General features: G+C 73.8%; 20 protein-coding genes. 15 read left to right on the forward strand and 5 right to left on the reverse strand.

Annotation, left to right across the window (positions count from 1 at the left end; genetic code table 11):
- The first annotated feature begins 231 nt into the window (after positions 1–231).
- From hrcA to IF99_RS0108710, 4 genes are all read left to right on the forward strand, one after another.
- Positions 232–1248 carry a heat-inducible transcriptional repressor HrcA gene (gene hrcA / locus IF99_RS0108695; RefSeq protein WP_030995789.1) on the forward strand — a complete coding sequence of 339 codons (1017 nt, stop codon included), beginning with the start codon at positions 232–234 and terminating at the stop codon, positions 1246–1248.
- A complete protein-coding gene (gene dnaJ / locus IF99_RS0108700) occupies positions 1249–2394 on the forward strand; it encodes a molecular chaperone DnaJ (RefSeq protein ID WP_030995790.1) in 1146 nt (381 codons plus the stop codon).
- A 405-nt stretch (positions 2395–2799) separates the two neighbouring features.
- Positions 2800–3861 (forward strand): nitronate monooxygenase, encoded by a 1062-nt coding sequence (locus IF99_RS0108705; RefSeq protein ID WP_030995791.1) that lies wholly within the window; start codon positions 2800–2802, stop codon positions 3859–3861.
- A 125-nt stretch (positions 3862–3986) separates the two neighbouring features.
- Positions 3987–4742 carry a 16S rRNA (uracil(1498)-N(3))-methyltransferase gene (locus IF99_RS0108710; protein ID WP_030995792.1) on the forward strand — a complete coding sequence of 252 codons (756 nt, stop codon included), beginning with the start codon at positions 3987–3989 and terminating at the stop codon, positions 4740–4742.
- A gap of 229 nt (positions 4743–4971) precedes the next feature.
- On the opposite strand, the gene IF99_RS0108715 is transcribed toward IF99_RS0108710, so the two are convergent.
- On the reverse strand, positions 4972–5364 hold the full coding sequence (locus IF99_RS0108715; protein ID WP_030995793.1) for a pyridoxamine 5'-phosphate oxidase family protein: 393 nt from the start codon (positions 5362–5364) through the stop codon (positions 4972–4974).
- A gap of 185 nt (positions 5365–5549) precedes the next feature.
- Between IF99_RS0108715 and IF99_RS0108720 the strand changes: the two genes are divergently transcribed.
- The 4 genes from IF99_RS0108720 to IF99_RS0108735 all read left to right on the forward strand — a co-directional run bounded on the left by IF99_RS0108720 (position 5550) and on the right by IF99_RS0108735 (position 12481).
- On the forward strand, positions 5550–8774 hold the full coding sequence (locus IF99_RS0108720; RefSeq protein WP_030995794.1) for a S41 family peptidase: 3225 nt from the start codon (positions 5550–5552) through the stop codon (positions 8772–8774).
- A gap of 174 nt (positions 8775–8948) precedes the next feature.
- Positions 8949–9305 (forward strand): histidine triad nucleotide-binding protein, encoded by a 357-nt coding sequence (locus tag IF99_RS0108725; RefSeq protein ID WP_030995795.1) that lies wholly within the window; start codon positions 8949–8951, stop codon positions 9303–9305.
- A gap of 9 nt (positions 9306–9314) precedes the next feature.
- Positions 9315–10220: a ribonuclease Z gene (locus IF99_RS0108730; protein WP_030995796.1), complete on the forward strand. Its 906-nt coding sequence runs from the start codon at positions 9315–9317 to the stop codon at positions 10218–10220.
- 1253 nt (positions 10221–11473) lie between these two features.
- Positions 11474–12481, forward strand: a complete 1008-nt coding sequence (locus IF99_RS0108735; RefSeq protein WP_030995797.1) for an adenosine deaminase — start codon at positions 11474–11476, stop codon at positions 12479–12481.
- A 480-nt stretch (positions 12482–12961) separates the two neighbouring features.
- Here the strand turns inward: IF99_RS0108735 and IF99_RS0108740 are convergent, their stop codons facing one another.
- Both IF99_RS0108740 and IF99_RS0108745 read right to left on the reverse strand, forming a co-directional pair.
- A complete protein-coding gene (locus IF99_RS0108740) occupies positions 12962–14275 on the reverse strand; it encodes an MFS transporter (RefSeq protein WP_030995798.1) in 1314 nt (437 codons plus the stop codon).
- A gap of 576 nt (positions 14276–14851) precedes the next feature.
- Positions 14852–16153, reverse strand: a complete 1302-nt coding sequence (locus IF99_RS0108745) for a 6-phospho-beta-glucosidase (RefSeq protein WP_030995799.1) — start codon at positions 16151–16153, stop codon at positions 14852–14854.
- A 91-nt stretch (positions 16154–16244) separates the two neighbouring features.
- On the opposite strand from IF99_RS0108745, the gene IF99_RS0108750 reads away from it, so the two are divergent.
- Entirely contained in the window at positions 16245–17408 is a 1164-nt protein-coding gene (locus tag IF99_RS0108750; RefSeq protein WP_030995800.1) for a carbohydrate kinase family protein, read from the forward strand.
- A 28-nt stretch (positions 17409–17436) separates the two neighbouring features.
- On the opposite strand, the gene IF99_RS0108755 is transcribed toward IF99_RS0108750, so the two are convergent.
- Positions 17437–18012 (reverse strand): hypothetical protein, encoded by a 576-nt coding sequence (locus tag IF99_RS0108755; RefSeq protein WP_158716582.1) that lies wholly within the window; start codon positions 18010–18012, stop codon positions 17437–17439.
- Between the two features lie 199 nt (positions 18013–18211).
- Between IF99_RS0108755 and IF99_RS0108760 the strand changes: the two genes are divergently transcribed.
- The 6 genes from IF99_RS0108760 (at position 18212) to era (ending at position 23347) form a co-directional block, all read left to right on the forward strand.
- Positions 18212–19288: a PhoH family protein gene (locus IF99_RS0108760; protein WP_078655028.1), complete on the forward strand. Its 1077-nt coding sequence runs from the start codon at positions 18212–18214 to the stop codon at positions 19286–19288.
- Between the two features lie 13 nt (positions 19289–19301).
- Positions 19302–19799, forward strand: a complete 498-nt coding sequence (gene ybeY / locus IF99_RS0108765; RefSeq protein ID WP_030995803.1) for an rRNA maturation RNase YbeY — start codon at positions 19302–19304, stop codon at positions 19797–19799.
- A 157-nt stretch (positions 19800–19956) separates the two neighbouring features.
- Entirely contained in the window at positions 19957–21279 is a 1323-nt protein-coding gene (locus IF99_RS0108770) for a hemolysin family protein (RefSeq protein ID WP_030995804.1), read from the forward strand.
- Positions 21276–21632 carry an MmcQ/YjbR family DNA-binding protein gene (locus IF99_RS0108775; protein WP_030995805.1) on the forward strand — a complete coding sequence of 119 codons (357 nt, stop codon included), beginning with the start codon at positions 21276–21278 and terminating at the stop codon, positions 21630–21632. The genes IF99_RS0108770 and IF99_RS0108775 overlap by 4 nt, the downstream gene beginning before the upstream one ends.
- 168 nt (positions 21633–21800) lie before the next feature.
- Positions 21801–22154: a hypothetical protein gene (locus tag IF99_RS0108780; RefSeq protein WP_030995806.1), complete on the forward strand. Its 354-nt coding sequence runs from the start codon at positions 21801–21803 to the stop codon at positions 22152–22154.
- Between the two features lie 251 nt (positions 22155–22405).
- Entirely contained in the window at positions 22406–23347 is a 942-nt protein-coding gene (gene era, locus IF99_RS0108790) for a GTPase Era (protein ID WP_010274448.1), read from the forward strand.
- A 428-nt stretch (positions 23348–23775) separates the two neighbouring features.
- Here era and IF99_RS0108800 read toward each other — a convergent pair whose 3' ends face one another.
- Positions 23776–24651: a GNAT family N-acetyltransferase gene (locus IF99_RS0108800; RefSeq protein ID WP_030995807.1), complete on the reverse strand. Its 876-nt coding sequence runs from the start codon at positions 24649–24651 to the stop codon at positions 23776–23778.
- Positions 24652–24713 lie beyond the last annotated feature (62 nt).

A 24713-nucleotide genomic window follows, 5' to 3' on the forward strand; every position in this document is an offset into this window, starting at 1 on the left:
CGCCGCGTCCCCACTGTCCCTGCCGACACCCTGCCCCGTTCCGTCCCGCTCACCCCGGTACGGGTACCACGCGCGGGCGGCGGGCCCCGGTGAAGTGCCACAAAGCGCTGCCCGGCCTTGCCCGGGGCCCACCGTACGGCCGTACACTGGCCGGGGAAGTTCTGGCACTCAGACAGGGCGAGTGCCAGGCCCGGACCGGAGGCTCCGGCCGGGGGCCAGGGAGGTGGCGGCGTGCTCAGCGAACGCAGACTCGAAGTCCTGCGCGCCATCGTCCAGGACTACGTCGGCACCGAGGAGCCGGTCGGCTCCAAGGCGCTCACCGAGCGGCACAGGCTCGGCGTCTCTCCGGCCACCGTGCGCAACGACATGGCGGCCCTGGAGGACGAGGGATACATCGCCCAGCCGCACACCAGCGCGGGCCGTATCCCCACCGACAAGGGCTACCGCCTCTTCGTCGACAAGCTCGCCGACATCAAGCCGATGACCGCGCCCGAGCGCCGTGCCATCCAGAATTTCCTGGACAGCGCGGTGGACCTCGACGACGTCGTGGGCCGTACCGTACGGCTGCTCGCGCAGCTCACGCGGCAGGTCGCGGTCGTGCAGTACCCCTCGCTGACGCGCTCCACCGTGCGGCACGTCGAGTTGCTCTCGATGAGTCCCGCGCGCGTCATGCTCGTGCTGATCACCGACACGGGCCGCGTCGAGCAGCGGATGATCGACTGCCCGGCGCCGTTCGGCGAGACCTCCGTGGCCGATCTGCGGGCCCGGCTCAACAGCCGGATCTCCGGGCGTCGTTTCGCCGACGTCCCGCAGCTCGTCCAGGATCTGCCCGACTCCTTCGAGCAGGAGGACCGCGGCACGGTCGCCGTCGTCCTGTCCACGCTGCTCGAAACGGTCGTCGAGGAGACCGAGGAACGCCTCATGATCGGCGGCACGGCGAACCTCGCGCGCTACGGGCAGGACTTCCCCCTCATGATCCGGCCGGTGCTCGAAGCGCTGGAGGAGCAGGTGGTGCTCCTGCGGCTGCTCGGCGAGGTCAACGACCCGCGGATGGCGGTCCGCATCGGTCATGAGAACGCCTACGAGGGGCTCAACTCCACCTCGGTCGTGTCGGTCGGCTACGGTTCGGGCGGCGAGGCAGTCGCCAAGCTCGGCGTGGTCGGACCGACCCGCATGGACTACCCCGGAACGATGGGAGCGGTACGCGCAGTGGCTCGTTACGTCGGACAGATCCTGGCGGAGTCGTAAGTGGCCACGGACTACTACGCCGTACTCGGCGTGCGCCGCGACGCCTCCCCGGACGAGATCAAGAAGGCCTTCCGCCGGCTGGCCAGGGAACTCCACCCTGATGTCAACCCCGACCCGAAGACCCAGGAGCGGTTCAAGGAGATCAACGCCGCCTACGAGGTGCTCTCGGACCCGCAGAAGAAGCAGGTCTACGACCTCGGCGGCGATCCGCTCTCGCAGGCCGGTGGCGGTGGCGGGGCCGGGGGCGGCTTCGGCGGCGCGGGCTTCGGGAATTTCTCGGACATCATGGACGCCTTCTTCGGTACGTCCCAGCAGCGCGGACCGCGCTCGCGGACCCGCCGGGGCCAGGACGCCATGATCCGCCTGGAGATCGACCTCAACGAGGCGGCCTTCGGTACCACCAAGGAAATCCAGGTCGACACCGCGATCGTCTGCGCGACCTGCAACGGCGAGGGCGCGGCTCCCGGCACCTCGCCGCAGACCTGCGACATGTGTCGCGGACGCGGTGAGGTCTCGCAGGTCACCCGGTCCTTCCTGGGCCAGGTCATGACCTCGCGGCCCTGCCCGCAGTGCCAGGGCTTCGGCACGATCGTGCCGACCCCGTGCCCCGAGTGCGCCGGTGACGGCCGCATCCGGTCGCGGCGCACGCTGACCGTGAAGATCCCGGCCGGGGTCGACAACGGCACGCGCATCCAGCTCGCGGGCGAGGGCGAGGTCGGCCCGGGCGGCGGCCCCGCGGGCGACCTCTACGTCGAGATCCACGAGACGGCCCACTCCGTCTTCCAGCGGCGCGGCGACGACCTGCACTGCACGGTGACGATCCCGATGACGGCCGCCGCGCTCGGTACGAAGGTGCCGCTCGACACGCTCGACGGGACCGAGGACGTCGACATCAGGCCGGGCACGCAGTCGGGCCAGTCCGTGCCGCTGCACGGGCGCGGGGTCACGCATCTGCGCGGGGGCGGGCGCGGTGACCTCATCGTGCACGTGGAAGTGCAGACGCCGGGGAAGCTCGACGCGGAGCAGGAGCGGCTGCTGCGGGAACTCGCGAAGCTCAGGAACGAGGAACGGCCCACGGGGCAGTTCCAGCCGGGGCAGCAGGGGCTTTTCTCGCGGCTCAAGGACGCGTTCAACGGGCGTAGCTGAGGGGAGTCGGCGGAGGCGGGGCGGCGTCGCGGGACGCTGCCCCGGACTCCGGGCTGCGGGCCGGGGGCTTCGGGGCCGGGGGCTTCGGGTCTGGAGCTCCGGGCCGGGGGCTTCGGCCCTGCCCCGGGGGCCGTTGCTGGGGCGCTGCCCCGAGGCGCCGGTTTTTAGGGCACTGTCCCGGGGGCCAGTTCTGGGGCGCTCTCCCCGGGGGTCCGAGTCTGGGAGGCTGCCCGAGGTGGCGGTTCTGGGGCACTGTCCCGGCGCATGTCCCGGCGCCGATGCTGGGGTGCTGCCCCCGTCCCCGCTCCCCAAGCGCCGGAGGGCTGGACATCGGGGGCCTTCTGAAAGACGCCCCGTGTCGGGTCCCGTGAACGCGGCTGGTGCGGCTCGTGGGACGATTTCGGGATGTCCTCTGTGTTCGGCGAGTTGTTGCGCCATCCCGTTGTGCAGGCTCCCATGGCCGGGGGTGCCTCCTGTCCGGAGCTGGCCGCCGCCGTGTCGGAGGCCGGAGGGCTCGGCTTCCTCGCCGGCGGGTACAAGAGCGTCGCGGCGGTACAGGACGAGGTGCGGCGCACCAGCGAGCTGACCGGGCGTCCCTTCGGGGTGAACCTCTTCCTGCCTCAGCCCGAGGCGGACGCCGACGCCGTCGAGGCGTACGCGGACGGGCTCGCGGAGGAGAGTGAGCGGTACGGCGCCCCGCTCGGTGGCCTCCCGGACGGCGCGCTCGACGACTTCTTCGACGCCAAGGTCGCCGTCCTCCTCGCCGAGCCCGTCGCCGTCGTCTCCTTCACCTTTGGCTGCCCCAGCCGCGACGTGCTCGACGCCTTCCAGCGTGTCGGCACGCTCACGGTCGTCACCGTGACCACGCCCGAGGAGGCGCGCGCCGCGCAGTGGGCGGGGGCGGACGCGCTGTGCGTGCAGGGTGTCGAGGCCGGGGGCCACCAGGGCACCCACCACGACGACCCCGCCACGGACGGCTGCGGGCTCGGGCTCCTCAGCCTCCTCGAACAGGTCCGTCAGACCGTGCCGTTGCCGTTCCTGGCGGCCGGCGGGCTCATGCGCGGTACGCAGATCGCCGCCGTGCTCGCGGCGGGGGCCGAGGCCGCGCAACTGGGCACCGCCTTCCTGCCCTGCCCCGAATCCGGGGCGCACCCGGTCCACAAGACCGCGCTGACGAGCCCGCACTTCACCCGCACGACCCTCACGCGGGCCTTCTCGGGCCGTCCCGCGCGTGGGCTCGTCAACCGTTTCGTACGGGTGCACTCGACCGAGGCCCCGGCCGCGTACCCGCGCGTGCACCACCTGACGGCGGGGCTGCGGCGTGCCGCGGCGGGCGCCGGGGACGCGGACGGCATGGCACTCTGGGCCGGGCAGGGCCACCGCCTGGCCCGTACCGTCGCCGCCGGGCGCCTCGTCGAGACGCTCGCCGCCGAGACGCGCGCGGCGCTCACGCCGTTGGAGCGCTGAGGCCCTTACTCCTGCACCCTTTACCCCTGCCCCCGAACCCCTGCCCCCGAACCCCTGCATCCCGCGTCCCCTGGCTCCGTGCCCCGGTGCTGTGCCCGTGACCTCGTACCGCTGAAAGGAGCGGCATGACCGCCGCCGTGTTCCTCGCCCCCCGGCTCGCCGAAGAGGCCGTGCCCGGCGGGGTCTTCGTCCTCGACGGGCCCGAGGGGCGGCACGCGGTCTCCGTGAAGCGGCTGCGTCCCGGAGAGGAGATCGTGCTCAGTGACGGGGAGGGGCGGTGGGCACCGTGCGTCGTGACGGCGGCCGAGGGCAAGGACCGGCTGAGCGTCGAGGTCGGTGAGCTGCGCGAGGAACCGGTACCGAGTCCACGGCTCGTCGTGGTGCAGGCGCTGCCCAAGGGAGACCGTGGGGAACTCGCCGTCGAGACGATGACCGAGACGGGTGTCGACGCGATCGTGCCGTGGCAGGCGGCCCGGTGCGTGACGCAATGGCGCGGCGACCGGGGCGCGAAATCCCTCGCCAAGTGGCGGGCGACCGCACGCGAGGCGGGCAAGCAGTCCCGCCGCCCCCGGTTCCCGGAGATCGCCGAGGCCGTCTCCACGAAGGAGGCGGCGGCCCTCCTCGCCCGCGCGGCGCTCGCCGTCGTCCTCCACGAGGACGCCGGGACCGCGAGCGCCCCGCTCGCCACGCTGCCGCTCCCCGACGAGGGCGATATCGTCCTCGTCGTCGGTCCCGAGGGCGGCGTCGCCCCCGAGGAGATCACGACCTTCACCGCGGCCGGCGCCCACGTCTGCCGCCTGGGCCCCTCCGTCCTGCGCACCTCGACAGCGGGCACGGCGGCGGTGTCGCTGCTGTCGGGGCGGACGGGGCGGTGGGGGTAGAGCGGGACGGCGCGCGGTGCTGCGTGGGACGTGCGGTGCGGTGTGCTGACTGGGCGGGGAGGCCGGGCGGGAGCCGGGGCGGCCCTCCGCGCCAGGCGCGCCCCGGTCACGGCCCGCGCCCACACCTCCGGGGAGATCCTGGCCGGGGCCTTCCCCGAGGGGAACGTCCGGGAGGAGTACGAGCAGTACGTGGTCAGTCCCGCCGTCGCCGGGCGGCGATCCACGGCCCTCAGTCCGCGAGGGAGGCCGGGGTCCAGTCCCGCACGGCTATCTCCAGGAGCACCCGGCGCTCTCCCGGGCGGGCCGGTATCGCTGGGTCCCAGCCGTATTTGGCGAGGAAGGACTCGCGTACCCGCGCGGGGAAGCCGGTGCGGTGCAGGCGCGCGTCGCCTTCCGCGACCAGTGGTTCGGGGCCGTCCAGGGCGAGCGTGGCCCGTGGCCGTCGTGCGAGCAGGCGCACCAGGGTGCCGCCCGCCGCCGCGCCGATCCACCACACGCCTTCGAGGACGACGAACCACGTGGCGCGCACGAGGGGCGGTCCTTCCGCCCGGGCAGCGCACAGCCACACGGTCCGCGCCGTACGCAGCCGTTCCTGAGCCGGGTTGTTCTCCGTCGTCGTCACGAGATCAATCCCAACCCCTGCGAGGCCCGCGCGGAAGCCTTCGCAGCGAATCTGTGGATAACTCCGAGTAATCGATTAATTCGCTCACTCGAACGAGTAACGGCTGTCGCGACTTCTCCTGAGTTATCCACAGCTTGCCCGGCAGGCCCTGTCCCCTGTCCGTCACCGTGCTTAGGGTGGTTCTTGTGACACAGCCTGCCTACCTACGGTTTCCGCACATCCATGGCGAGTTCATCGCCTTCACCGCCGAGGACGACGTCTGGATCGCCCCGCTCGACGGAGGGCGCGCCTGGCGCGTCAGCGCCGACAACGTTCCCGTCCAGCACCCGCGGATATCTCCCGACGGCGCCACGGTCGCCTGGACCTCGAAGCGCGAGGGCGCCCCCGAGGTGTTCGTCGCGCCCCTGGAGGGCGGACCGGCCCGCCGCCTCACCTACTGGGGCAGCAACAAGACGTCCGTACGCGGGTGGACCCCCGAGGGCGACGTCGTGGCGATCACGTCGCACGGCCAGGCCTCGCTGCGCCGCACCTGGGCGCACGCCCTGCCCCTCGACGGCTCGGCGTCCCGCCGCCTCCCATACGGCCCCGTCGGCGCACTCGCCTACGAGCCGGAGGGCGCACGCGTCCTGCTCGGCTCGGTCTCCATGGGCCGCGAGGCCGCGTGGTGGAAGCGCTACCGGGGCGGTACCGCGGGGAAGTTGTGGCTCGGGCCCGACGCCGAGGGCGCCTGGCAGCGGGTGCACGCGGACCTGGACGGCAATATCGAGGACCCGCTCTGGGTGGGCGGTCGCATCGCTTTCCTCTCCGACCACGAAGGCGTCGGCGCGCTCTACTCCTCGCTTCCCGACGGCAGCGACCTGCGCCGCCACTCGCCGGTCGAGCCCGACGGCTTCTACGCCCGCCAGGCCGCCACCGACGGCACCCGCGTCGTCTGGTCGAGCGCGGGCCGGCTGTGGATTCTCGACGACCTGGAAGGCGCCGAGCCGCGCCTGCTCGACATCGGCCTCGGCGGCCAGCGTGCCGACCTCCAGCCCTTCGCGATCTCCGCGTCCCGCTGGCTCTCCGCCGCCCGTCCCGATCACACGGGTCGCGGCAGCGCCGTCCTGGTGCGTGGCGCCGTGCACTGGGTGACGCACCGCGACGGGCCGGCACGCGTCCTCGCGGGCGAGCAGGGAGTACGGGCCAGGCTGCCGCGTACCTTCCGGCTCGACGGGGAGGAGTGGGTCGCCTGGGTGACCGACGCCGAGGGCGAGGACGCCATCGAGTTCGCGCCCGCCACCGGTACGGCTCCCGGCACCGCCCCGCGCCGCATCGCGCGCGGCAAGCTCGGCCGCGTCCTCTCCTTCACCGTCGCCCCGGACGGCGAGCGGCTCGGCGTCGCGAGTCACGACGGGCGGGTGCTGCTCGTGGAGCGGTCCTCCGGCGAGGTGCGCGAGGTGGACCGCAGCGAGAACGGGGACGCGAGCGGACTCGTCTTCTCGCCCGACTCCACGTGGCTCGCCTGGTCCCACCCGGGCCCCGACCCGCTGCGCCAGCTCAAGCTCGCGCACGTCTCGGACCTCGCGCCCGTCGAGGCGACCCCGCTGCGCTTCAAGGACTACAGCCCCGCCTTCACCCCGGACGGCAAGCACCTGGCGTTCCTCTCGGACCGCGCCTTCGACCCGTTGTACGACGCGCACAACTTCGACCTCGCCTTCATCGGCACGACCCGCCCGCACCTCGTCACGCTCGCCGCGACGACCCCCTCGCCCTTCGGCCCGCAGCGGCACGGCAAGCCGTTCGAGACGCCCGACAAGGAAGGCACCCCGGAGGCCGGCGAAGGCGGTGGTCCGCAGACCCGCATCGACGTGGACGGTCTCGCCGACCGGATCGTGCCCTTCCCCGTCGAGGCCGGCGAGTACTCCTCGCTCCAGGCCGCGAAGGATGGCGTGCTCTGGCTCAGCCACCCCGTCTCCGGCGTTCTCGGCACCTCCGGCGCGGGACCCGACGATGACGGCGCCAAGACGAGCCTGCTCCGCTGGGACTTCCCGCAGCAGCGCGTCGAGGAACTCTCCGGCGACGCCCACTCGTACGCGGTCACGGGCGACGGCAAGCGCGTCCTGCTCCGCGGCGGGGACAAGCTCCGCGTCGTGCCGAGCGACCGCCGCGCTCCGGGCGACGACGACCACGAGAACAACGTCGCCGTCGACCTCGGGCGGATCCGCCAGGTCGTCGATCCCGCCGCCGAGTGGCGGCAGATGTTCGACGAGACGGGCCGCCTCATGCGGGACAACTTCTGGCGCCCCGACATGGGCGGCGTCGACTGGGACGGCGTCCTCGACCGCTACCGGCCGGTGCTGGAGCGCGTCGCGACCCACGACGACCTCGTGGACCTCCTGTGGGAGGTGCAGGGCGAGCTGGGCACCTCCCACGCGTACGTCACCCCGGCGGGCCACGGGCACGGTGCCCTGCGCGCCGGGCTGCTCGGCGCGGACATCTCCCGGCACGAGGACGGGCAGTGGCGCATCGACCGCGTCCTGCCCTCCGAGACCTCCGACCCGCACGCCCGCTCCCCGCTCGCCGGCCCCGGTATCGCGGTACGGGCCGGGGACGCGCTTCTCGCGGTCGGCGGCCGTCCGGTGGACCCGCTGCTCGGCCCGGGGCCGCTCCTCGCCGGGACGGCCGGTCACGTCACCGAGCTGACCATCGGTCCGGCGGACGGCGGCGAGCCACGGCACGTCGTCGTGGAGCCGCTGCGCGACGAGGAGCCCCTGCGCTACCACGACTGGGTCGCGGACCGCCGCGCTTACGTGCACGAGAAGTCCGGCGGACGGCTCGGCTATCTGCACGTGCCGGACATGGTCGGTTCCGGCTGGGCGCAGCTCCACCGCGACCTGCGGGTGGAGATCGCCAAGGAAGGGCTTGTCGTCGACGTCCGCGAGAACCGGGGCGGGCACACCTCGCAGCTCGTCGTCGAGAAGCTCGCCCGGCGCATCATCGGCTGGGACCTGTCGCGCGGCATGCGGCCGACCAGCTACCCGGAGGCGGCCCCGCGCGGACCCGTCGTCGCGGTCGCCAACGAGTTCTCCGGCTCGGACGGCGACATCGTCAACGCGGCGATCCAGGCGCTGAAGATCGGGCCCGTCGTCGGGACGAGGACCTGGGGCGGGGTCATCGGGATCGACAACCGGCACGGGCTCGTGGACGGAACGTCCGTCACGCAGCCCAAGTACGCCTTCTGGTTCGAGACGGTCGGCTGGGGCGTCGAGAACCACGGGGTGGACCCGGACGTGGAGGTCGTCGTGGCACCGCAGCAGTACGCGGCCGGGGAGGACCCGCAGCTCGACGAGGCCATTCGCTTGGCGCTGGCCGGGCTGGAGGAGACACCGGCCAAGACGCCTCCCGCCCTGCCGGGGGGTGGCGGACAGTAGTTGACCCGGACCGGGGTGGGCCTCGCAGCTCCGCCCCGGTCCTCGGTCCCCGGTTTCGGGCCCGGCCCCGTCTCCGGATTCGGTCTCCGCCCCGGTCCCCGGTTTCGAGGCCGTGGCTGGGGACTGGTGTGGCTAACATTTCTTCGATGTCGTTGCGTGAGAGGAGTGTCCTTCATGGCAGGTGAGCCGGAGTCGGATTGCTTGTTCTGCAAGATCGTGGCGGGGGAGGTGCCGGCGACTGTGGTGCGCGAGGACGAGCACACCTTCGCGTTCCGGGACATAAACCCGCAGGCGCCCACGCACGTGCTCGTCGTGCCCAAGGCGCACTACCCCAACGCCGCCGCTCTCGCCGCTGACCCGAAGCTCAGCGCCGCTCTCCTCACGGCGGCCGGTGAAGTCGCCACGCAGGAGAAGGTCGACGAGTCCGGGTACCGGATCGTGTTCAACACCGGTGCGGGGGCGGGGCAGACGGTCTTCCACGTGCACGCGCACGTCCTCGGAGGGCGTGGGTTGCAGTGGCCGCCGGGCTAGGGCGGGGCCATGGCGGGGCGTGAGCTTGTCGTTCTCGGGACCGCGAGCCAGCTGCCCACGCGGCGGCGCGGGCACAACGGTTATGTCCTGCGCTGGGACGGGGAGGCGTTCCTCTTCGATCCCGGCGAGGGCACGCAGCGTCAGATGACCCACGCGGGGATCTCCGCGACGGCGCTGCACCGGGTCTGCGTCACCCACTTCCACGGGGACCACTCGCTCGGCCTGGCGGGGGTGATCCAGCGCATCAACCTCGACCGGGTCCCGCACCCGGTGTACGCGCACTACCCGGCGAGTGGTGAGGAGTACTTCCAGCGGCTGCGGTACTCGACCTCGTACTACGAGAGCGTCGGGATCACCCCCGTCCCCGTGCACGAGGAGGGCGTGCTGGTGACGACTCCCGCGTACACCCTGGAGACGCGACGGCTCAGCCATCCCGTCGAGTCCTTCGGCTACCGGCTCACCGAGCCGGACGGGGTGCGGATGCGGCCCGAGGCGCTGGCGGCGCACGGCATCGAGGGACCGGACGTGGGGCGGTTGCGGCGGGAGGGCGTGCTGCGCGGCGTACGGCTGGAAGAGGTCAGCGAAGTGCGGCGCGGGCAACGCTTCGCCTTTGTCATGGACACCCGTTTGTGCCGGGGCGCCGAGGAGTTGGCCGAGGGCTGCGACCTGCTCGTCATCGAATCCACCTTCGCCGACGAGGATGCGGCTCTCGCAACCGAACACGGCCACCTCACCGCCGGACAGGCCGCCGCGCTCGCCCGCGACGCCGGGGTGAGGCACCTCGTGCTGACCCATTTCTCACAGCGTTACGAGGACCCCAGTGTTTTCGCGCGGCAGGCCCGCGCGGCCGGTTACGAGGGCGGCCTCACCGTCGCCGAGGACTTCGACCGCGTCCCCGTGCCCTCGCGCCTCTGACTCCCCGCGAGGAGGCGACGGGCGCGGGTGCGGCGTCGGTCGACGGCTCCGCTTCCACTCCCAGGCGGGCACCTGCTGTGCCTGGGGACCACGGCACGGCACCGCGATGGGGTGGGTGTCTCCGACCTGGAGGCCGCGAACTCGGCGCGGCGACCCGGGAGCCCGGGGAGTCGGCGGGTGCCGACGACCGGATCGAGCGGCCGCGGACGACGATCGGTGAGTTGCTGCGGCGGACAGGCGTGGCGCGGGCCTCGTTGCGCGCCCGTGGGGGCCCGGGGGTGGTCGAGGCGGAGGACGGCACGATCCGCCTGGGGAGGCGCTGCGGCAGTGGCCGATAAGGTCTGCGGGCCTGCGTCCACTCCCTCGTCGCGAGGGTTCCGCGCCTTGCATCGGCCATCACGACCGGCGTCGGCTGCCGTTCGGGTCCGTGCCGCTGGTGGGGTCTGCGCCGGTGGTGGGGTCCCCGGCCTTGGGCACGGCCGGGCCGTTCGGGTCCGGGCGGCTGATTGGGCCCGTGCGGCGGTGAGGCCTGTGGGCCTGGTCGCGCGCACGCCACCGGGCGGGGGCCCGTGCCACCCCGTGCCGATGGTTGGGCCGTGGCGTTGGTCGCGTGCCGCGCCACCGGTCGGGGGGTTCGTGTCGCTCTTGGGGGGGCGTCGGTGGGTCGTGGTCCTGGTCGTGCCCACACCATTGGTCGGAGGTCCGAGCCGCGGTAGGTTCCCCCTGGTCTTCCCTGGCCTTGGCCGCGGCTGCGCTGCCGCTTGGGTCGGGCCATGGTCCTCGTCACAGCCGCGCCGCCGGTCGCCAACAGGGCGAGCAAGGGCCGGTCACGTCCCCCGTTGAAATCGGACCGCTGGCCCCTTCGTTCGCCGCTGCCCCGTTGGTCACCCGAGGGGGCGCGTCCCGCGTCGGCCCCGGGCCGTTCCATCCCCGGTTCGTTAGGCCCTATCCCTTTGCCAGGCCCCTCCCTTCCTCCAACTGGCTGCCCACCTGGGCGGCAGGCCGCCCGGGCGGCCCAGCTGTAGTCCTGCTGCCCCGCCTCACCCCGTCGCCTACCGCTCAGTCCCTGCCGTCACGCCCCCATCGCTCCGCTCCCCGCCCGTGGCCGCAGCCCCGCCTCCGCGTCCTCTCGCACCTGGCCCGCGACTCACCTCGTGCCACGCCCGTAGCTGCCGCGAGCCACGCCTCGCCCGTCCCCTCGCACGTGGTCCACGCCACGCCTCGTGCACCTGTGATTCCCGTAGAATCTTCGGATGCCCACTTCCATACCCATCCCCAAGGCGGAGCTGCACCTTCACATCGAAGGCACCCTCGAACCGGAGCTGGCCTTCGCGCTCGCCGCTCGCAATGGGGTCACGCTCAGCCACGACGACACCCTCGCGCTGCGCAGCGCCTTCGCCTTCGAGGACCTCCAGTCCTTCCTGGACCTCTACTACGAGCTGATGGCGGTCCTGCGCACGGAGCGTGATTTCGAGGAGCTTGCCGACGCGTATCTGGAGCGGGCGGCCGCGCAGGGGGTGCGGCATGCCGAGATCTTCTTCGACCCGCAGGCTCACACCTCGCGCGGAGTGCCGTTCGGGACCGTCGTGGAAGGGCTCGTGCGGGCGCTCGATCGGTCGGTTGAGCGGTACGGGATGAGCACCCGGCTCATCATGTGCTTCCTGCGCGACCAGCCTGTCGCCTCCGCGCTCGCGACGCTGGCCGAGGCCGAGCCGTATCTCGACCGCATCACCGGCGTCGGTCTCGACTCGGCGGAGCTGGGCAATCCGCCGGGGCCCTTCCGCGAGGTGTACGAGCGGGCCGCCGCGCTCGGGCTGCACCGGGTCGCGCACGCGGGCGAGGAGGGCGGCCCCGAGTACGTCACCGAGGCGCTCGACGCACTCGGTGTGGAGCGCGTCGACCACGGGCGCCGCGTCCTGGAGGACTCCGCGCTCGTCGCACGGCTCGTCCGCGAGCAGATCCCGCTGACGCTGTGCCCGCTCTCGAACGTGCGGCTGCGCGGAATCGACACGATGGAGCAGCACCCCCTGCGGGACATGCTCGACGCGGGCCTGAAGTGCACCGTGAACTCCGACGACCCCTCCTACTTCGGCGGCTACGCGCAGGACAACTTCGACGCCGTCCGAACGGCGCTCGGTCTCACCGAGGACCAGGAGCGCACCCTCGCCCGCAACTCCTTCGAGGCCGCCTTCCTGGAGGACGACGAGGACCTGCGCACGCGATACCTCAAGGCCGTCGAGGAATACCGCTTCCAGGGCTGAGACGGAGACGGCGCGGGGAGGGGGCGGGCTGTCGCTACGGGTACGGACGGCCCCCTTCTCCTCGTATCCTCGCCGCCCTGCGCCGCCGCGCCGCGTCTGTCGCGTCCGCCCCTGCGCCGCCGAGCCCGCCGAGCCCGCCGCGCCGCGCAGCCGCGCCCACGCCCCGCCCTCGCCGTGCTCACCGAGCGGTCGGCGCCGTCGAGTTCGCCGCTGTCGCGCCTGCCGGGTCCGCTCGCGCCCTCGCATCCCCCGTGACCCTCCCGGCCCCTACCCCCACCCCTCCGGTCCACCGCATCTGCCGCTGCGCTCCCCGCTGCCGCGCGCCCGCCCAGCGCCCGGCGCGTCGAACTCACCCGGCGGCGCGCCCGTAGCGCCATCCGCCGTCACGCGCCGCGACGCCGTGCCCGGACTGCCGCGCCTCCCGGCGCCGCCGAGGCCCCCCGCCCCGCCACGCCCGCCGTGTGCCGCCCCCGCCCCCCTTCAACCCCCCACCCGCTCCGCTCCCGCCGTGCCGAAGTCGGCGCGGGCGGGGTCGGGCGCCGGGACAGGGATCTCCGTGATCGTCTGTTCGGGGGCGCCGATCCGCGGGATCGTGCCGGAGGGGGCGCCGGCGCGGGCCGCGACCAGGGCGGCGCTCGGGCCGCCTCTGCGGCGTACCGCGCCCGGCAGGAGCGGGCGCCCGCCCGTGTGGAGCGCGACGGCCGTGAGGGGCACCGCGAGGAGGAGCAGGGCACCCGCGAGTACGAGGCCCATGCCGGTGAAGCCCGCCGACTCGACGAGCAGGCTGCCGGTGACCGGGCCGCAGGCCACGCCGAGCGCGGACGCCGAGCCGACGAGCACCGCCCAGCGCCCGCGCGGGTCGAGCGAGGCGGCGAGGCCGATGAGGTAGGAGAGGACGACCGGGTAGCCGGTGTTCCACAGCACTTCGCCGCCCGCGAAGGTCCCGAGCCCGCGCGCCGACGCGCTCACCGCGATGCACGCGGCGATCACGACCGTGCCGAGTCCGATCGGGGCCGCGCGTCCGGCCCGCGAGCCCAGCGCTCCCGCGCCGAGCACTCCGAGGAGCCCGCCGCCGAGCGCGACGGCGAAGACCACACCGACCGCGACCTCGCCGAGCCCCGCCTGCTCCGTGCCGATCCGCCCGCTCACGCCCCACAGCGCGTTCTGCGCGAGTGACCAGCCCGCGACCGAGAGCGCGAGGACGAGCCCGGAGCGGCGATGGGGGAGCCGCCCTGTGGTCACCGGGACCGTGCTGTCCGCCGGGCGGGAGCCGGCGAGCCCGCGCGTCGCGGGCCACACGAGCAGCGGCACGACGGCGAGCGCGAGCAGCGGAAGCCGGTGGCCCGGGCCGAAGTGGGGGAGTGTCAGGTAGAGCGCCCCCGCGGCGGCCGAGACGGAGAGGAGTCCGGCCGACGAGGCGCGGTGCGGGTCGCGCAGCGACGCGATGCCGGAGGCGGCGACGGTCGTCGCCGTGCCCGAGCCGAAGCCGCCGAGCACGACACCGAGCACGACGAGCGGCAGCACGCCGCTGAGCGCGGCGAGCCCGTAGCCGAGCGCGGACAGGAGCAGCCCGGCGCGCGCGACGCGGCGCGCCCCGAAGCGTTCGACGCGGGAGGCGAGCGTGAATCCGGCGCTCGCCGAGCCGAGCAGCAGTCCGCTGCCGACGAGTCCGGCCTGCGCGGGGGTGAGACCGAGCCCCGAACCGATGCGCGGGACGACGGTGGGCAGCAGGTAGGAGGCGAGATAGCCGCCCGTGAAGAGGGCGACGAGGGGCCTGGGGGAGCGCGGAGACACGGGCGGCTCCAGAGCGGGTGCGAAGCGATGGGGGGAGGGCCCTTCCCGCGGTTCGGGGCAGCACGAGGCAACCCGGAAGGGCGGTATGGGGAAAGGGAGTTCGCCACCGAACGCCGGGGCCTCGGGGCCGGTGGGAGGGCCGGTGCCGGGGCTGTGCGACGGGTGCGCGAGGCAATTTGTATCAAGCGGTTTCGGCACCCGAAAGCCGGGCTGATGTGAGTCAGGTCACGTGATGTTTGCTATGGGGCGGAAGGGGTAAGCGGGCCGGTTCGCTCGCCCAGGACGGCGCGGAAGAGGGGCCGTCAACTCCTCTTTCGCTAGCCCGAGTTGTCGTATGCGCCCGAAGTGCGCCGGGTCCGGGAGCCCTCGTGCGCTGCTCCGCTCCCTCGTGCCTCAGCGGCCGACGACACGCACCGCACCGGGCCCGTCCCGCAGCCCCGGCCTCCGGGCCAGATTTTCGCCACGCAGGCCGGGCTCACCCCACAGCCGCGCCCCCAGGCGCCCCCCACCGCCACGCCCGGGCCCACCCCCCAGCCACACCCCCCGGGCCCACCTCACAGCCGCGCCCCACCCGGCTCAGCCCTTCGCCGCGCACTCCAGGATGCGGGCCGCCACCGCCGGGGAGTCCACCAGCGGATGAAGGGCCAGCGCGCGCAGGGCCGCCGTGCGGTCCTTGAAGAGCGCCGCCTCGATCGTCGCCCGCTCGACCGCCTTGAGCTGGAGCATCAGCCCGAGTTCGGCCTCGCCGAGCGGGGCGCACGGCAGGGGGTGCGCGCCGCGCGCGTCCACCTCGCACACCGTCTCGATGACGGCGTCCGGCGGCAGCTGGGGCACCGTCGTCCCGTTCGGCACGTTCAGGATCAGCCGTGTGCCGCGCGCGTCACCCGCGATCGCCCGCATCAGCGCGAGCGCCACCTGGTCGTAGCCGCCGCCCGCCAGGTCCTCCTCGTCGCGCTCCCAGCCGCCGCTCGCCTCGCGGCTCTCCGCCATGTACGTCTCCTCGCGCTCCCTGCGCGTCGCCTCCCACAGCGCGTACGCGCGGGAGGGCTCGCGCGCGGCGGCCGCGAAGAACGCCTCCTGCTGCTCGCGCAGGAACTCCCCGCGCGTCGCGCCAGCGGCGCGCACCGCGGCGAGCGCCTCGCGGCGGAAGTAGTAGTAGTGCAGGTACTCGTTGGGCAGCGAGCCGAGCGCGCGCAGCCAGTCGGCGCCGAAGAGCCGCCCCTCCTCGAAGGACTCCAGGGCCGTACGGTCCGCGAGCAGCGCTTCGAGCAGGTCCGTGCCGTCCGCCGCGCGCAGGGCGCGCAGCCAGCCGAGGTGGTTGAGCCCGACGTACTCGTACGAGACGGAGCCCGGCGCCGCCCCGGCCGCGCGGGCCGCGCGCCGGACGAGACCGACGGGCGAGTCGCAGATGCCGATGACGCGCTCACCGAGCACCCCCGCCATCGCCTCCGTCACGGTCCCCGCCGGGTTGGTGAAGTTGATGACCCAGGCCTCGGGGGCCACGGCCCGTACCCGCTCCGCGATCTCGACCGCGACCGGCACCGTGCGCAGTCCGTAGAGGACTCCGCCCGCGCCGACCGTCTCCTGACCGAGCACGCCCTCGGCGAGCGGTACCCGCTCGTCGGCGACACGCCCGGCGGTGCCGCCGACGCGGATCGCGGAGAAGACGAAGTCGGCGCCGCGCAGCGCCTCGTCGAGGTCACCGGCGGTGCGGACGCGGGGGCCGCCGCCGGGAAGCTGCTCCAGGACCGCGCGGATCACACCGAGGCGCACCGGGTCGCTGTCGTGGAGCGTCAGCTCGTCGACCTCGCCGCCCGCCAGTGCCCCGTACACGAGCGGCACCCGGAAGCCGCCACCGCCCAGAATCGTCAGCCTCATGATCCGGAACGTACCCCACGGCGCGCTCCTCGCACCCCGCGCCCATCGGGCACACTGGCCGCAATCGCACCGACCAGGGGAGGCACGCACCGTGAGCACCGATCCGTACGGAACCGGTCCCGCCACCCCCCGCGCCGCCGCCCGCCTCGACCCGTGCGCGGCCCCGCGTATCGACCCGCTCGCCGCGATCCGCGACCCCGCCGGGCCCGTCTGCGACGTCTACCTCACCGGGACCGTCTTCCTTGACATCATCTTCACCGGGCTCGACTCCGCGCCCGTGCGCGGCACCGAGTCCTGGGCGCGGGGCATGGGCTCCAGCCCCGGCGGTGTCGCGAACATGGCGACCGCGCTCGCCCGGCTCGGGCTGCGCACCTCGCTCGCGGCGGCGTTCGGCGACGACCACTACGGCGAGTACTGCTGGGACGCGCTCGCGCAGGGCGAGGGCATCGACCTGACGCCCTCGCGGCGCGTCGCGGGCTGGCACTCGCCCGTGACGGTCTCGATGGCCTACGAGGGCGAGCGGACGATGGTCTCGCACGGGCACGACGCGCCGATCCCCGCGCCCGCGCCCGAGGACGTGCCGCCCGCGCGCGCCGCCGTCGCCTCGCTCGCGCCGGGGCGCCCCGCGCCGTGGATCGCGCACACCGCCGCGCGCGGCACCCGTGTCTTCGCCGATGTCGGCTGGGACGAGTCGGGACGCTGGGACCTCGGGGCCCTCGGCGACCTCGGTCATTGCGAGGCGTTCCTGCCGAACGCGGAGGAGGCGATGCGCTACACGCGGACCGAGAGCCCGCGCGCCGCCGCGCACGCCCTCGCCGAACACGTCCCCCTCGCCGTCGTCACACTCGGTACGGAGGGCGCGTACGCGGTCGACGCGCGGACGGGCGAGAGCGCCGACGTCCCCGCGATCCGCGTCCCGGCGCTCGACCCGACGGGCGCGGGGGACGTCTTCGTCGCCGGCTTCCTCACCGGCAGCCTCGCCGGCTGGCCGCTCGCCGACCGCCTCGCCTTCGCGGGTCTGACCGCCGCGCTCTCCGTCCAGGAGTTCGGCGGCTCGCTCTCGGCCCCCGGCTGGGCGGAGGTCGCCACGTGGTGGCGCCACGTCCAGGCGTACGACGACCAGGACCCGGCGGCGCTGCGCCGCTACGCCTTCCTCGACGCCCTCCTGCCGGGAGCGGGCACGAGCGCGACCTGGCCCCGGCGCCGCGCGGTGCCGACGATCGGCTTCCGGGCGGGAGGCGGGGGAGCGGGCTGAGACGCGGCGGCCCGGCGCGCGGGCGGCCTCACGCGCGCGGCCCCCGCTCGGCGCCGCCGTGCCCCGTACCGTCTCCCGCCCGCCGGGCCGCCGTCTCCTCCCGTGCCGCCGTCTCGGCCTGTACCAGCCGGGGCTCCCAGTACCGCGCCTGGGCGGTCGTCAGCAGCGGCAGTCCCGCCCCCACGAGCAGCGCGCCGAGCGCCCACCACCCGGACATCGCTCCACTCACCAGTCCCCAGCACCCGGCGCCCACCGCCAGGACCGCGCAGCCCCGGGCGCCCCACCGCTGGTTGCGCAACAACACGCGGCGCCGGGCCGCGACCCGCGCGAGCAGTTCCGGGCACGCGGTCGCCTCGCCCCGGCGCAGGGCTCGCTCCAGGGCCGCGTGCTTTTCCCGGGGGACCCCGGCGGCACGCGCTCCGAGCCGGTCGGCGAAGAAGGTCTGGCAGACGGCCCACAACGGTGCGTAGACGAGCCACCAGGCTGCGCGCTCCCAGCCCAGCCACACTCCGGCGATCAGCCAGAGGAGGGCGGCGATCCCCAGGTGCGCCCCGAACACCGCCCAGCGGCCCACCTTTTCTCCGCCCCGCCGTCCGTCGCCCATGCGCGTCCCCCCGTCCGGACACCGCAGGTACCCCCTCCCGCTGCCGGAAACCCTCCCGGAAGCCCTTCCGGAAACCCGTGCGCCCCGCGAGGGAAAAGGCCTGCGGTGTTGTCGGCGAGGGGTCGTAGGCTTGGGCCAAGAGGTTTTCGACCGGCGAGGACCTGACACAGGAGGTATGCGCAGGCCACAGTGCCGGCCCATGACTCAGACACCCACAGCCCACAGCCCTGAGCGTTCCACCGCTCGCATCACCGTCCCGGCGAAGCACCCCATGGTGACGGTCCTCGGCTCGGGCGATTCGCTGCTCCGCGTCATCGAGAGCGCCTTCCCCGGCACGGACATCCACGTCCGGGGCAACGAGATCAGCGCTCAGGGACCCGCCGCCGACATCGCCCTCCTCCAGCGCCTCTTCGACGAGATGCTCCTCGTGCTGCGCAGCGGACAGCCGATGACCGAGGACGCCGTCGAGCGTTCCATCGCGATGCTCCGCGCGAGCGGCGCGGGCGAGCCAGGGGGTGAGGAGCACCCCGCCGAGGTCCTCACCCAGAACATCCTCTCCTCGCGCGGGCGCACCATCCGCCCCAAGACGCTCAACCAGAAGCACTACGTCGACGCCATCGACAAGCACACGATCGTCTTCGGCATCGGCCCCGCCGGTACCGGCAAGACGTACCTGGCGATGGCCAAGGCCGTGCAGGCCCTCCAGTCGAAGCAGGTCAGCCGCATCATCCTGACCCGCCCGGCCGTCGAGGCCGGCGAACGCCTCGGCTTCCTGCCCGGCACGCTCTACGAGAAGATCGACCCCTATCTGCGTCCCCTGTACGACGCCCTGCACGACATGCTCGACCCCGACTCCATCCCGCGCCTCATGGCGGCCGGGACGATCGAGGTCGCGCCGCTGGCGTACATGCGCGGTCGCACGCTGAACGACGCCTTCATCATTCTCGACGAGGCGCAGAACACGAATCCCGAGCAGATGAAGATGTTCCTCACCCGCCTCGGCTTCGAGTCCAAGATCGTCATCACCGGCGACGTCACGCAGGTCGACCTGCCCGGCGGGACGAAGAGCGGGCTGCGGCAGGTGCAGGAGATCCTGGAGGGCGTGGACGAGGTCGCGTTCTCGCGGCTCAGCTCGCAGGACGTCGTCCGGCACAAACTCGTGGGCCGGATCGTTGACGCGTACGAGAAGTACGACCATGCCCACGAGCGCGAGCAGGACCAGAGCCGCCGGAGCGGCGGGCGCGCGCGGGGCGGCCACGACGGAAACGGGAAGTAGACCGACCAGCACCATGTCGATCGACGTCAACAACGAGTCCGGCACCGAGGCCGACGAGGAAGCCATCCTCGACATCGCCCGGTACGCCCTCGGCCGCATGCGCATCCACCCGCTCTCCGAGCTGTCGGTGATCCTCGTGGACGGCCCCGCGATGGAACAGCTCCACATGCAGTGGATGGACCTCCCGGGGCCCACCGATGTCATGTCCTTCCCGATGGACGAGCTGCGTCCCCCGGCGAAGGACGACGAGGAGCCCCCGCAGGGGCTGCTCGGCGACATCGTGCTGTGCCCCGAGGTCGCCGAGCGCCAGGGCCGCGAGGCGCCCACGGAGCACTCCATGGACGAGGAACTGCAACTCCTCACCGTCCACGGAGTGCTCCACCTGCTCGGCTACGACCACGAGGAGCCCGACGAGAAGGCCGAGATGTTCGGTCTCCAGCAGGCCATCGTGGACGGCTGGCGCGGGGAGCGCGGGCTCACCGGAGCCTCGCCGGCCCCGACGGTGTCATGAGCGCGCGAACCGACGGCGTGGTGAGCGCCGTCCCCGACCGCGTCCTGAGGCCGGGCCCCGGCGGTGCCCCGCGCGCCACCCGGGCCGACCGTTTCCCGGGCGCCGGGCCGGCCCGCGCCACGCACCGGCGAGAGCCGGGCTGTCCGGGGGGCGTCGCGTGAGCTACCAGCTGATCAGCGGCGCCGTCGCGCTCGTCGTCGTGGCCTGGCTCGCCGCCTGCGCCGAGGCCGGGCTCGCGCGCGTCTCCAGCTTCCGCGCCGAGGAGGCCGTACGGTCCGGGCGGCGCGGCAGCGCGCGCCTCGCCCAGGTCGCCGCCGACCCCACCCGCTACCTCAACGTGGCCCTGCTCGTCCGGGTGGCCTGCGAAATGGCGGCGGCGGCCCTCGTCACGTACGCCTGCCTGAAGGCGTTCGACGAGACGTGGTCCGCGCTGCTCGTCGCCATCGCCGTGATGGTCCTCGTCAGCTACGTCGCCGTCGGCGTCTCGCCGCGCACGATCGGCCGCCAGCACCCGCTCAACACGGCGACGGTCGCGAGCTACGTCCTCGTACCGCTCGCCAAGGTCATGGGTCCCGTGCCCCCGCTCCTCATCCTCATCGGCAACGCGCTCACGCCCGGCAAGGGCTTCCGGCGCGGTCCCTTCGCCTCCGAGGCCGAACTGCGGGCGCTCGTGGACCTCGCCGAGAAGGAGTCGCTCATCGAGGACGAGGAGCGCCGCATGGTGCACTCGGTCTTCGAACTGGGCGACACGCTCGTGCGCGAGGTCATGGTGCCCCGCACCGACCTCGTGTCGATCGAGCGGTTCAAGACGATCCGGCAGGCGCTCACGCTCGCGCTGCGCTCCGGCTTCTCGCGGATGCCGGTCACGGGCGAGAGCGAGGACGATGTCGTCGGGATCGTCTACCTCAAGGACCTCGCCCGCAAGACGCACATCAGCCGCGACGCCGAGTCCGAGCTGGTCTCGACCGCGATGCGCCCGGCGACCTTCGTGCCCGACACGAAGAACGCGGGCGACCTGCTCCGCGAGATGCAGCAGGAGCGCAGCCACGTCGCCGTCGTCATCGACGAGTACGGCGGCACGGCGGGGATCGTCACGATCGAGGACATCCTGGAGGAGATCGTCGGCGAGATCACCGACGAGTACGACCGCGAACTGCCTCCCGTGGAGGATCTCGGCGAGGGTCGCCACCGTGTCACCGCGCGCCTGGGAACGGACGACCTCGGCGAGCTGTACGGCATCGAGGAGTACGACGACGAGGACGTCGAGACCGTCGGCGGGCTCCTCGCCAAGGCACTGGGCCGCGTCCCCATCGCGGAGTCCTCGGCCGTCGTCGCGCTCCCCGACGGGCGCGAGCTGCGCCTGACGGCGGAGTCCTCGGCGGGCCGCCGCAACAAGATCGTCACGGTGCTCGTGGAGCCTGTCGGCGAGGGTGCGGAGCCCCGCGCGGAAGACGCGCTGAGCAAGGAGAACGCGGGATGAAACCGGCGGCGCTGCGCGCGCTGTGCCTGTCCTTCAACGCGGCGGTCGAGGAGTTCCCGTTCACCCCGGAGATCTCGGTCTTCAAGGTCAACGGGAAGGTCTTCGCCCTCACCGACCTCGGCGCCGAGCCCCTCACGGTCTCGCTCAAGTGCGAGCCCGAGGAGGCGGTGCGGCTGCGCGAGGCCCACCCGGATGCCGTCGTGCCGGGGTGGCACCTCAACAAGCGGCACTGGAACACGGTGACGGTGGGCGCACTGCCCGCCGCGCGGGTGCGGGAGATGGTGGAGGACTCGTACGACCTGGTGGTGGCGAAGCTGCCGAGGGCGGAGAGGCTGAAACTGGACCGGCCGTGAGCCACGGTGTCCGGTACGCCTGATCCGGTACGGGGGCGAGGGCAGCCAGCGCACCGGCTCTCGCGGAGGCGGGGGACCGGGACGGGGCGCCGAGGGCGGGGCGCGTGGTCGCGTCGCGCGTCGGGGCTCGCGCGTGGGGGCGTCGCACGGCTCCGTATGCTCGGCGGCATGAGTGAGAGCAGCGCGCTGGACCCCGAGGACGCCAAGATCATCACGCTCGCCCGTTCCGCGCGGGCCCGCAACCAGGTGCCGGAGGGCGCGGCGGTGCGGGACGAGACGGGGCGCACGTACGTGGCCGGGACCGTCGCCCTGCCGAGCCTCGCGCTGAGCGCGCTGCGCACGGCGGTCGCGATGGCGGTCGCCAGCGGCGCGGAGTCGCTGGAGGCGGCGGCGGTCGTGACGGCCGCCGAGTCCCTTCCGGCCGAGGACCTCGCGGCGGTCGCCGACCTCGGCGGCGCCGGTACGCCGGTCTTCCTGGCGGGCCCCGACGCGGTGCTGCGGGAACGGCTCGCGGCGGGCTGAGCGGCGGGGACGGCGGAGGACGGTACGGGGGCCGGGCGGTGGGTGCGGGTAGCGGCTCGGCCCGATCGGGTGGCTGTGCCGGGGCCCAAGTCGGCCCCACCGGAGGGCGGCGCGCGGTTCCGCCGGAGGGCTCAGGTCGGGCTTCGCCGCACAGGCACGGCGGCTCTTCCGCACCGGGCGCGGCGGCTTCGCCGGGAGGTGCGGGGCGGCCCCGGTCGGCGGCACTCGGCGGATCGGGGAGAATGGGCCGTATGAGCGAACCCTCCACCGCCCCCGCCGCCCCGCACCGCGCGGGTTTCGCGTGCTTCGTCGGCCGTCCCAACGCGGGGAAGTCGACCCTGACCAACGCACTCGTGGGGCAGAAGGTCGCCATCACCTCGAACCGCCCGCAGACCACGCGGCACACGGTGCGCGGCATCGTGCACCGTCCGGAAGCGCAGCTGATCCTGGTCGACACCCCCGGGCTGCACAAGCCGCGCACGCTTCTCGGCGAGCGGCTCAACGATGTCGTCCGGGCCACCTGGGCCGAGGTCGACGTGATCGGTTTCTGCCTCCCCGCCGATCAGAAGATCGGGCCCGGTGACCGCTTCATCGCCAAGGAACTCGCCGGGATCAAGCGGACCCCGAAGGTCGCGATCGTCACGAAGACGGACCTCGTCGACAGCAAGCGGCTCGCCGAGCAGCTCATGGCGATCGACGCGCTCGGCCGCGAGCTGGGCTTCGAGTGGGCCGAGATCGTGCCCGTCTCCGCCGTCGAGGGCAAGCAGGTCTCGCTCCTCGCCGACCTCCTCGTCCCGCTCCTCCCCGAGAGCCCCCAGCTCTACCCGGAGGGCGACCTCACCGACGAGCCCGAGCAGGTCATGGTCGCCGAGCTGATCCGTGAGGCGGCGCTCGAAGGCGTACGGGACGAGCTTCCGCACTCGATCGCGGTGGTCGTCGAGGAGATGAACCCGCGCGAGGGCCGCCCGGCCGACAAGCCGCTGCTCGACATCCACGCGAACCTCTTCATCGAGCGCTCCAGCCAGAAGGGCATCGTCATCGGCCCGAAGGGCCAGCGGCTCAAGGACGTGGGCACGAAGTCGCGCCGCCAGATCGAGGCGCTGCTCGGCACGCCGGTCTTCCTGGACCTGCACGTGAAGATCGCCAAGGACTGGCAGCGCGACCCGAAGCAGCTCCGCCGACTGGGGTTCTAGGGCCAACGCCGTTCAGTTAGGGCGGGGCCCGGGACGTCAAGGGCGCCTCCGCGAAGTCCCGCACCGCAGCGCCCACGGCGCCCGGCACGCACTCGCGCCGCACCCGCCCCAGAACCGAGGGGATCCGGAAGCGGCACACCGAGAGCACGCACCGGACACGGCGAGCCCTCCACAGGACTTCGCGGACACCCCCTCACCCCGGACCAGCACGGACGGCCGGGACGGCCCGCTCACGGTCACGCGGGCCTGGACACGGTGCTCACGATCCGAGGGGCTACTCCCGGCCGGGGCGCGCCTCCGCAGCGCGCGGTCCCCGGGGGAAGCCCTGCCCCCGGGGACCGCCGCGCCTGCCACCGCTCCCGCTTCCCCCGCTCACGTCCCCCCGCCGCGTGCCCCGCGCCGACCCCGCCCCCCGGCCCACGGACCCGTCACGCCCCCCGCCCCGCTCCCGCCTCCCCCGCCTCCAGCAGGGTCGCCAGGCGCCGGAAGCCCACCGCCTCGTAGATCCGGGCCACTTCCTCGTCCGCAGCCGTGAGGAACATCGTGCGCAGGCGGCGGGAGCGGGCCTCCGCGATCAGGGTGCGCAGGACGGCGGAGGCGTGGCCCCTGCGGCGGGCCTCGGGGAGGGTGGCCACGGCGATGATCTCGGCGAGGTCGTCCAGCGTGTTGAACTGGCCCGTGGCGACGGGGCCTTCGGAGGTCTCGGCGATCGCGAGGACGCGGGTGCCCGCGTGGATGCGGCGGGCCGCCTCGGCGGCCTCGCGGCGCAGGCCGCCGGAGGCGAGGAGCACCGCGACGGAGGCGCGGCCCTCGGGGCCCCGGTCCGTGCCGGGGTAGGCGAAGCCGACGTGCGCGACGGCGATCGCGTGCTCGACGCGCCAGTCGTTCGACGCGAGGAGCCGGGCGTCGGACGGCGGCACGGGAGCGGACACCGCCGCGCGGGCGTCGTCCCCGCAGGGGTCGATGAGCAGCACCGGGCGCTCCCGGACGACCAGGCCCGCCTCCTCGCAGGCGGCCCGCAGCGCCGGAGCCGTCTCCGCCAGCCACTCCAGGCCGCGCGGCGCCTGCCGTTCCCGCTGGGTGCGCAGCAGGTCCGCCACCTCCGCCGCCGTGAAGGCCCGCCCCCGTTCGGCCGGGTGCGGGCGCGCGGGGAAGGCGCCCTGGTAGGGCTGAAGGTGCAGGACGAAGGGACCGTACCGCTCACGGACGCGGCACAACTGGCGCGCGACTGTCTCGTGGAACCACTCGACGCGCGCCACGACGGGATCGGTGGCGCCGCGCGGTGGTACGGGTCGTGAGGCCATGGAGGACATTCAAGCCCCCGGCCGGCGGACCCGTCGCCCCCCGCCAGCGGAGCCGTCGCCCC

This window comes from Streptomyces sp. NRRL F-5630, assembly GCF_000719475.1.
GTDB lineage: Bacteria > Actinomycetota > Actinomycetes > Streptomycetales > Streptomycetaceae > Streptomyces.

What these genes read in the sequence shown, in the direction of transcription:
- IF99_RS0108705 (WP_030995791.1), top strand. Translation starts at nt 2,800, where the DNA reads ATGTCCTCTGTGTTCGGCGAGTTGTTGCGCCATCCCGTTGTGCAGGCT.
- IF99_RS0108710 (WP_030995792.1), top strand. Translation starts at nt 3,987, where the DNA reads ATGACCGCCGCCGTGTTCCTCGCCCCCCGGCTCGCCGAAGAGGCCGTG.
- IF99_RS0108725 (WP_030995795.1), top strand. Translation starts at nt 8,949, where the DNA reads ATGGCAGGTGAGCCGGAGTCGGATTGCTTGTTCTGCAAGATCGTGGCG.
- IF99_RS0108730 (WP_030995796.1), top strand. Translation starts at nt 9,315, where the DNA reads ATGGCGGGGCGTGAGCTTGTCGTTCTCGGGACCGCGAGCCAGCTGCCC.
- IF99_RS0108735 (WP_030995797.1), top strand. Translation starts at nt 11,474, where the DNA reads ATGCCCACTTCCATACCCATCCCCAAGGCGGAGCTGCACCTTCACATC.
- IF99_RS0108745 (WP_030995799.1), bottom strand. Translation starts at nt 16,153, where the DNA reads ATGAGGCTGACGATTCTGGGCGGTGGCGGCTTCCGGGTGCCGCTCGTG.
- IF99_RS0108755 (WP_158716582.1), bottom strand. Translation starts at nt 18,012, where the DNA reads ATGGGCGACGGACGGCGGGGCGGAGAAAAGGTGGGCCGCTGGGCGGTG.
- IF99_RS0108760 (WP_078655028.1), top strand. Translation starts at nt 18,212, where the DNA reads ATGACTCAGACACCCACAGCCCACAGCCCTGAGCGTTCCACCGCTCGC.
- ybeY (WP_030995803.1), top strand. Translation starts at nt 19,302, where the DNA reads ATGTCGATCGACGTCAACAACGAGTCCGGCACCGAGGCCGACGAGGAA.
- IF99_RS0108775 (WP_030995805.1), top strand. Translation starts at nt 21,276, where the DNA reads ATGAAACCGGCGGCGCTGCGCGCGCTGTGCCTGTCCTTCAACGCGGCG.
- IF99_RS0108780 (WP_030995806.1), top strand. Translation starts at nt 21,801, where the DNA reads ATGAGTGAGAGCAGCGCGCTGGACCCCGAGGACGCCAAGATCATCACG.
- era (WP_010274448.1), top strand. Translation starts at nt 22,406, where the DNA reads ATGAGCGAACCCTCCACCGCCCCCGCCGCCCCGCACCGCGCGGGTTTC.
- IF99_RS0108800 (WP_030995807.1), bottom strand. Translation starts at nt 24,651, where the DNA reads ATGGCCTCACGACCCGTACCACCGCGCGGCGCCACCGATCCCGTCGTG.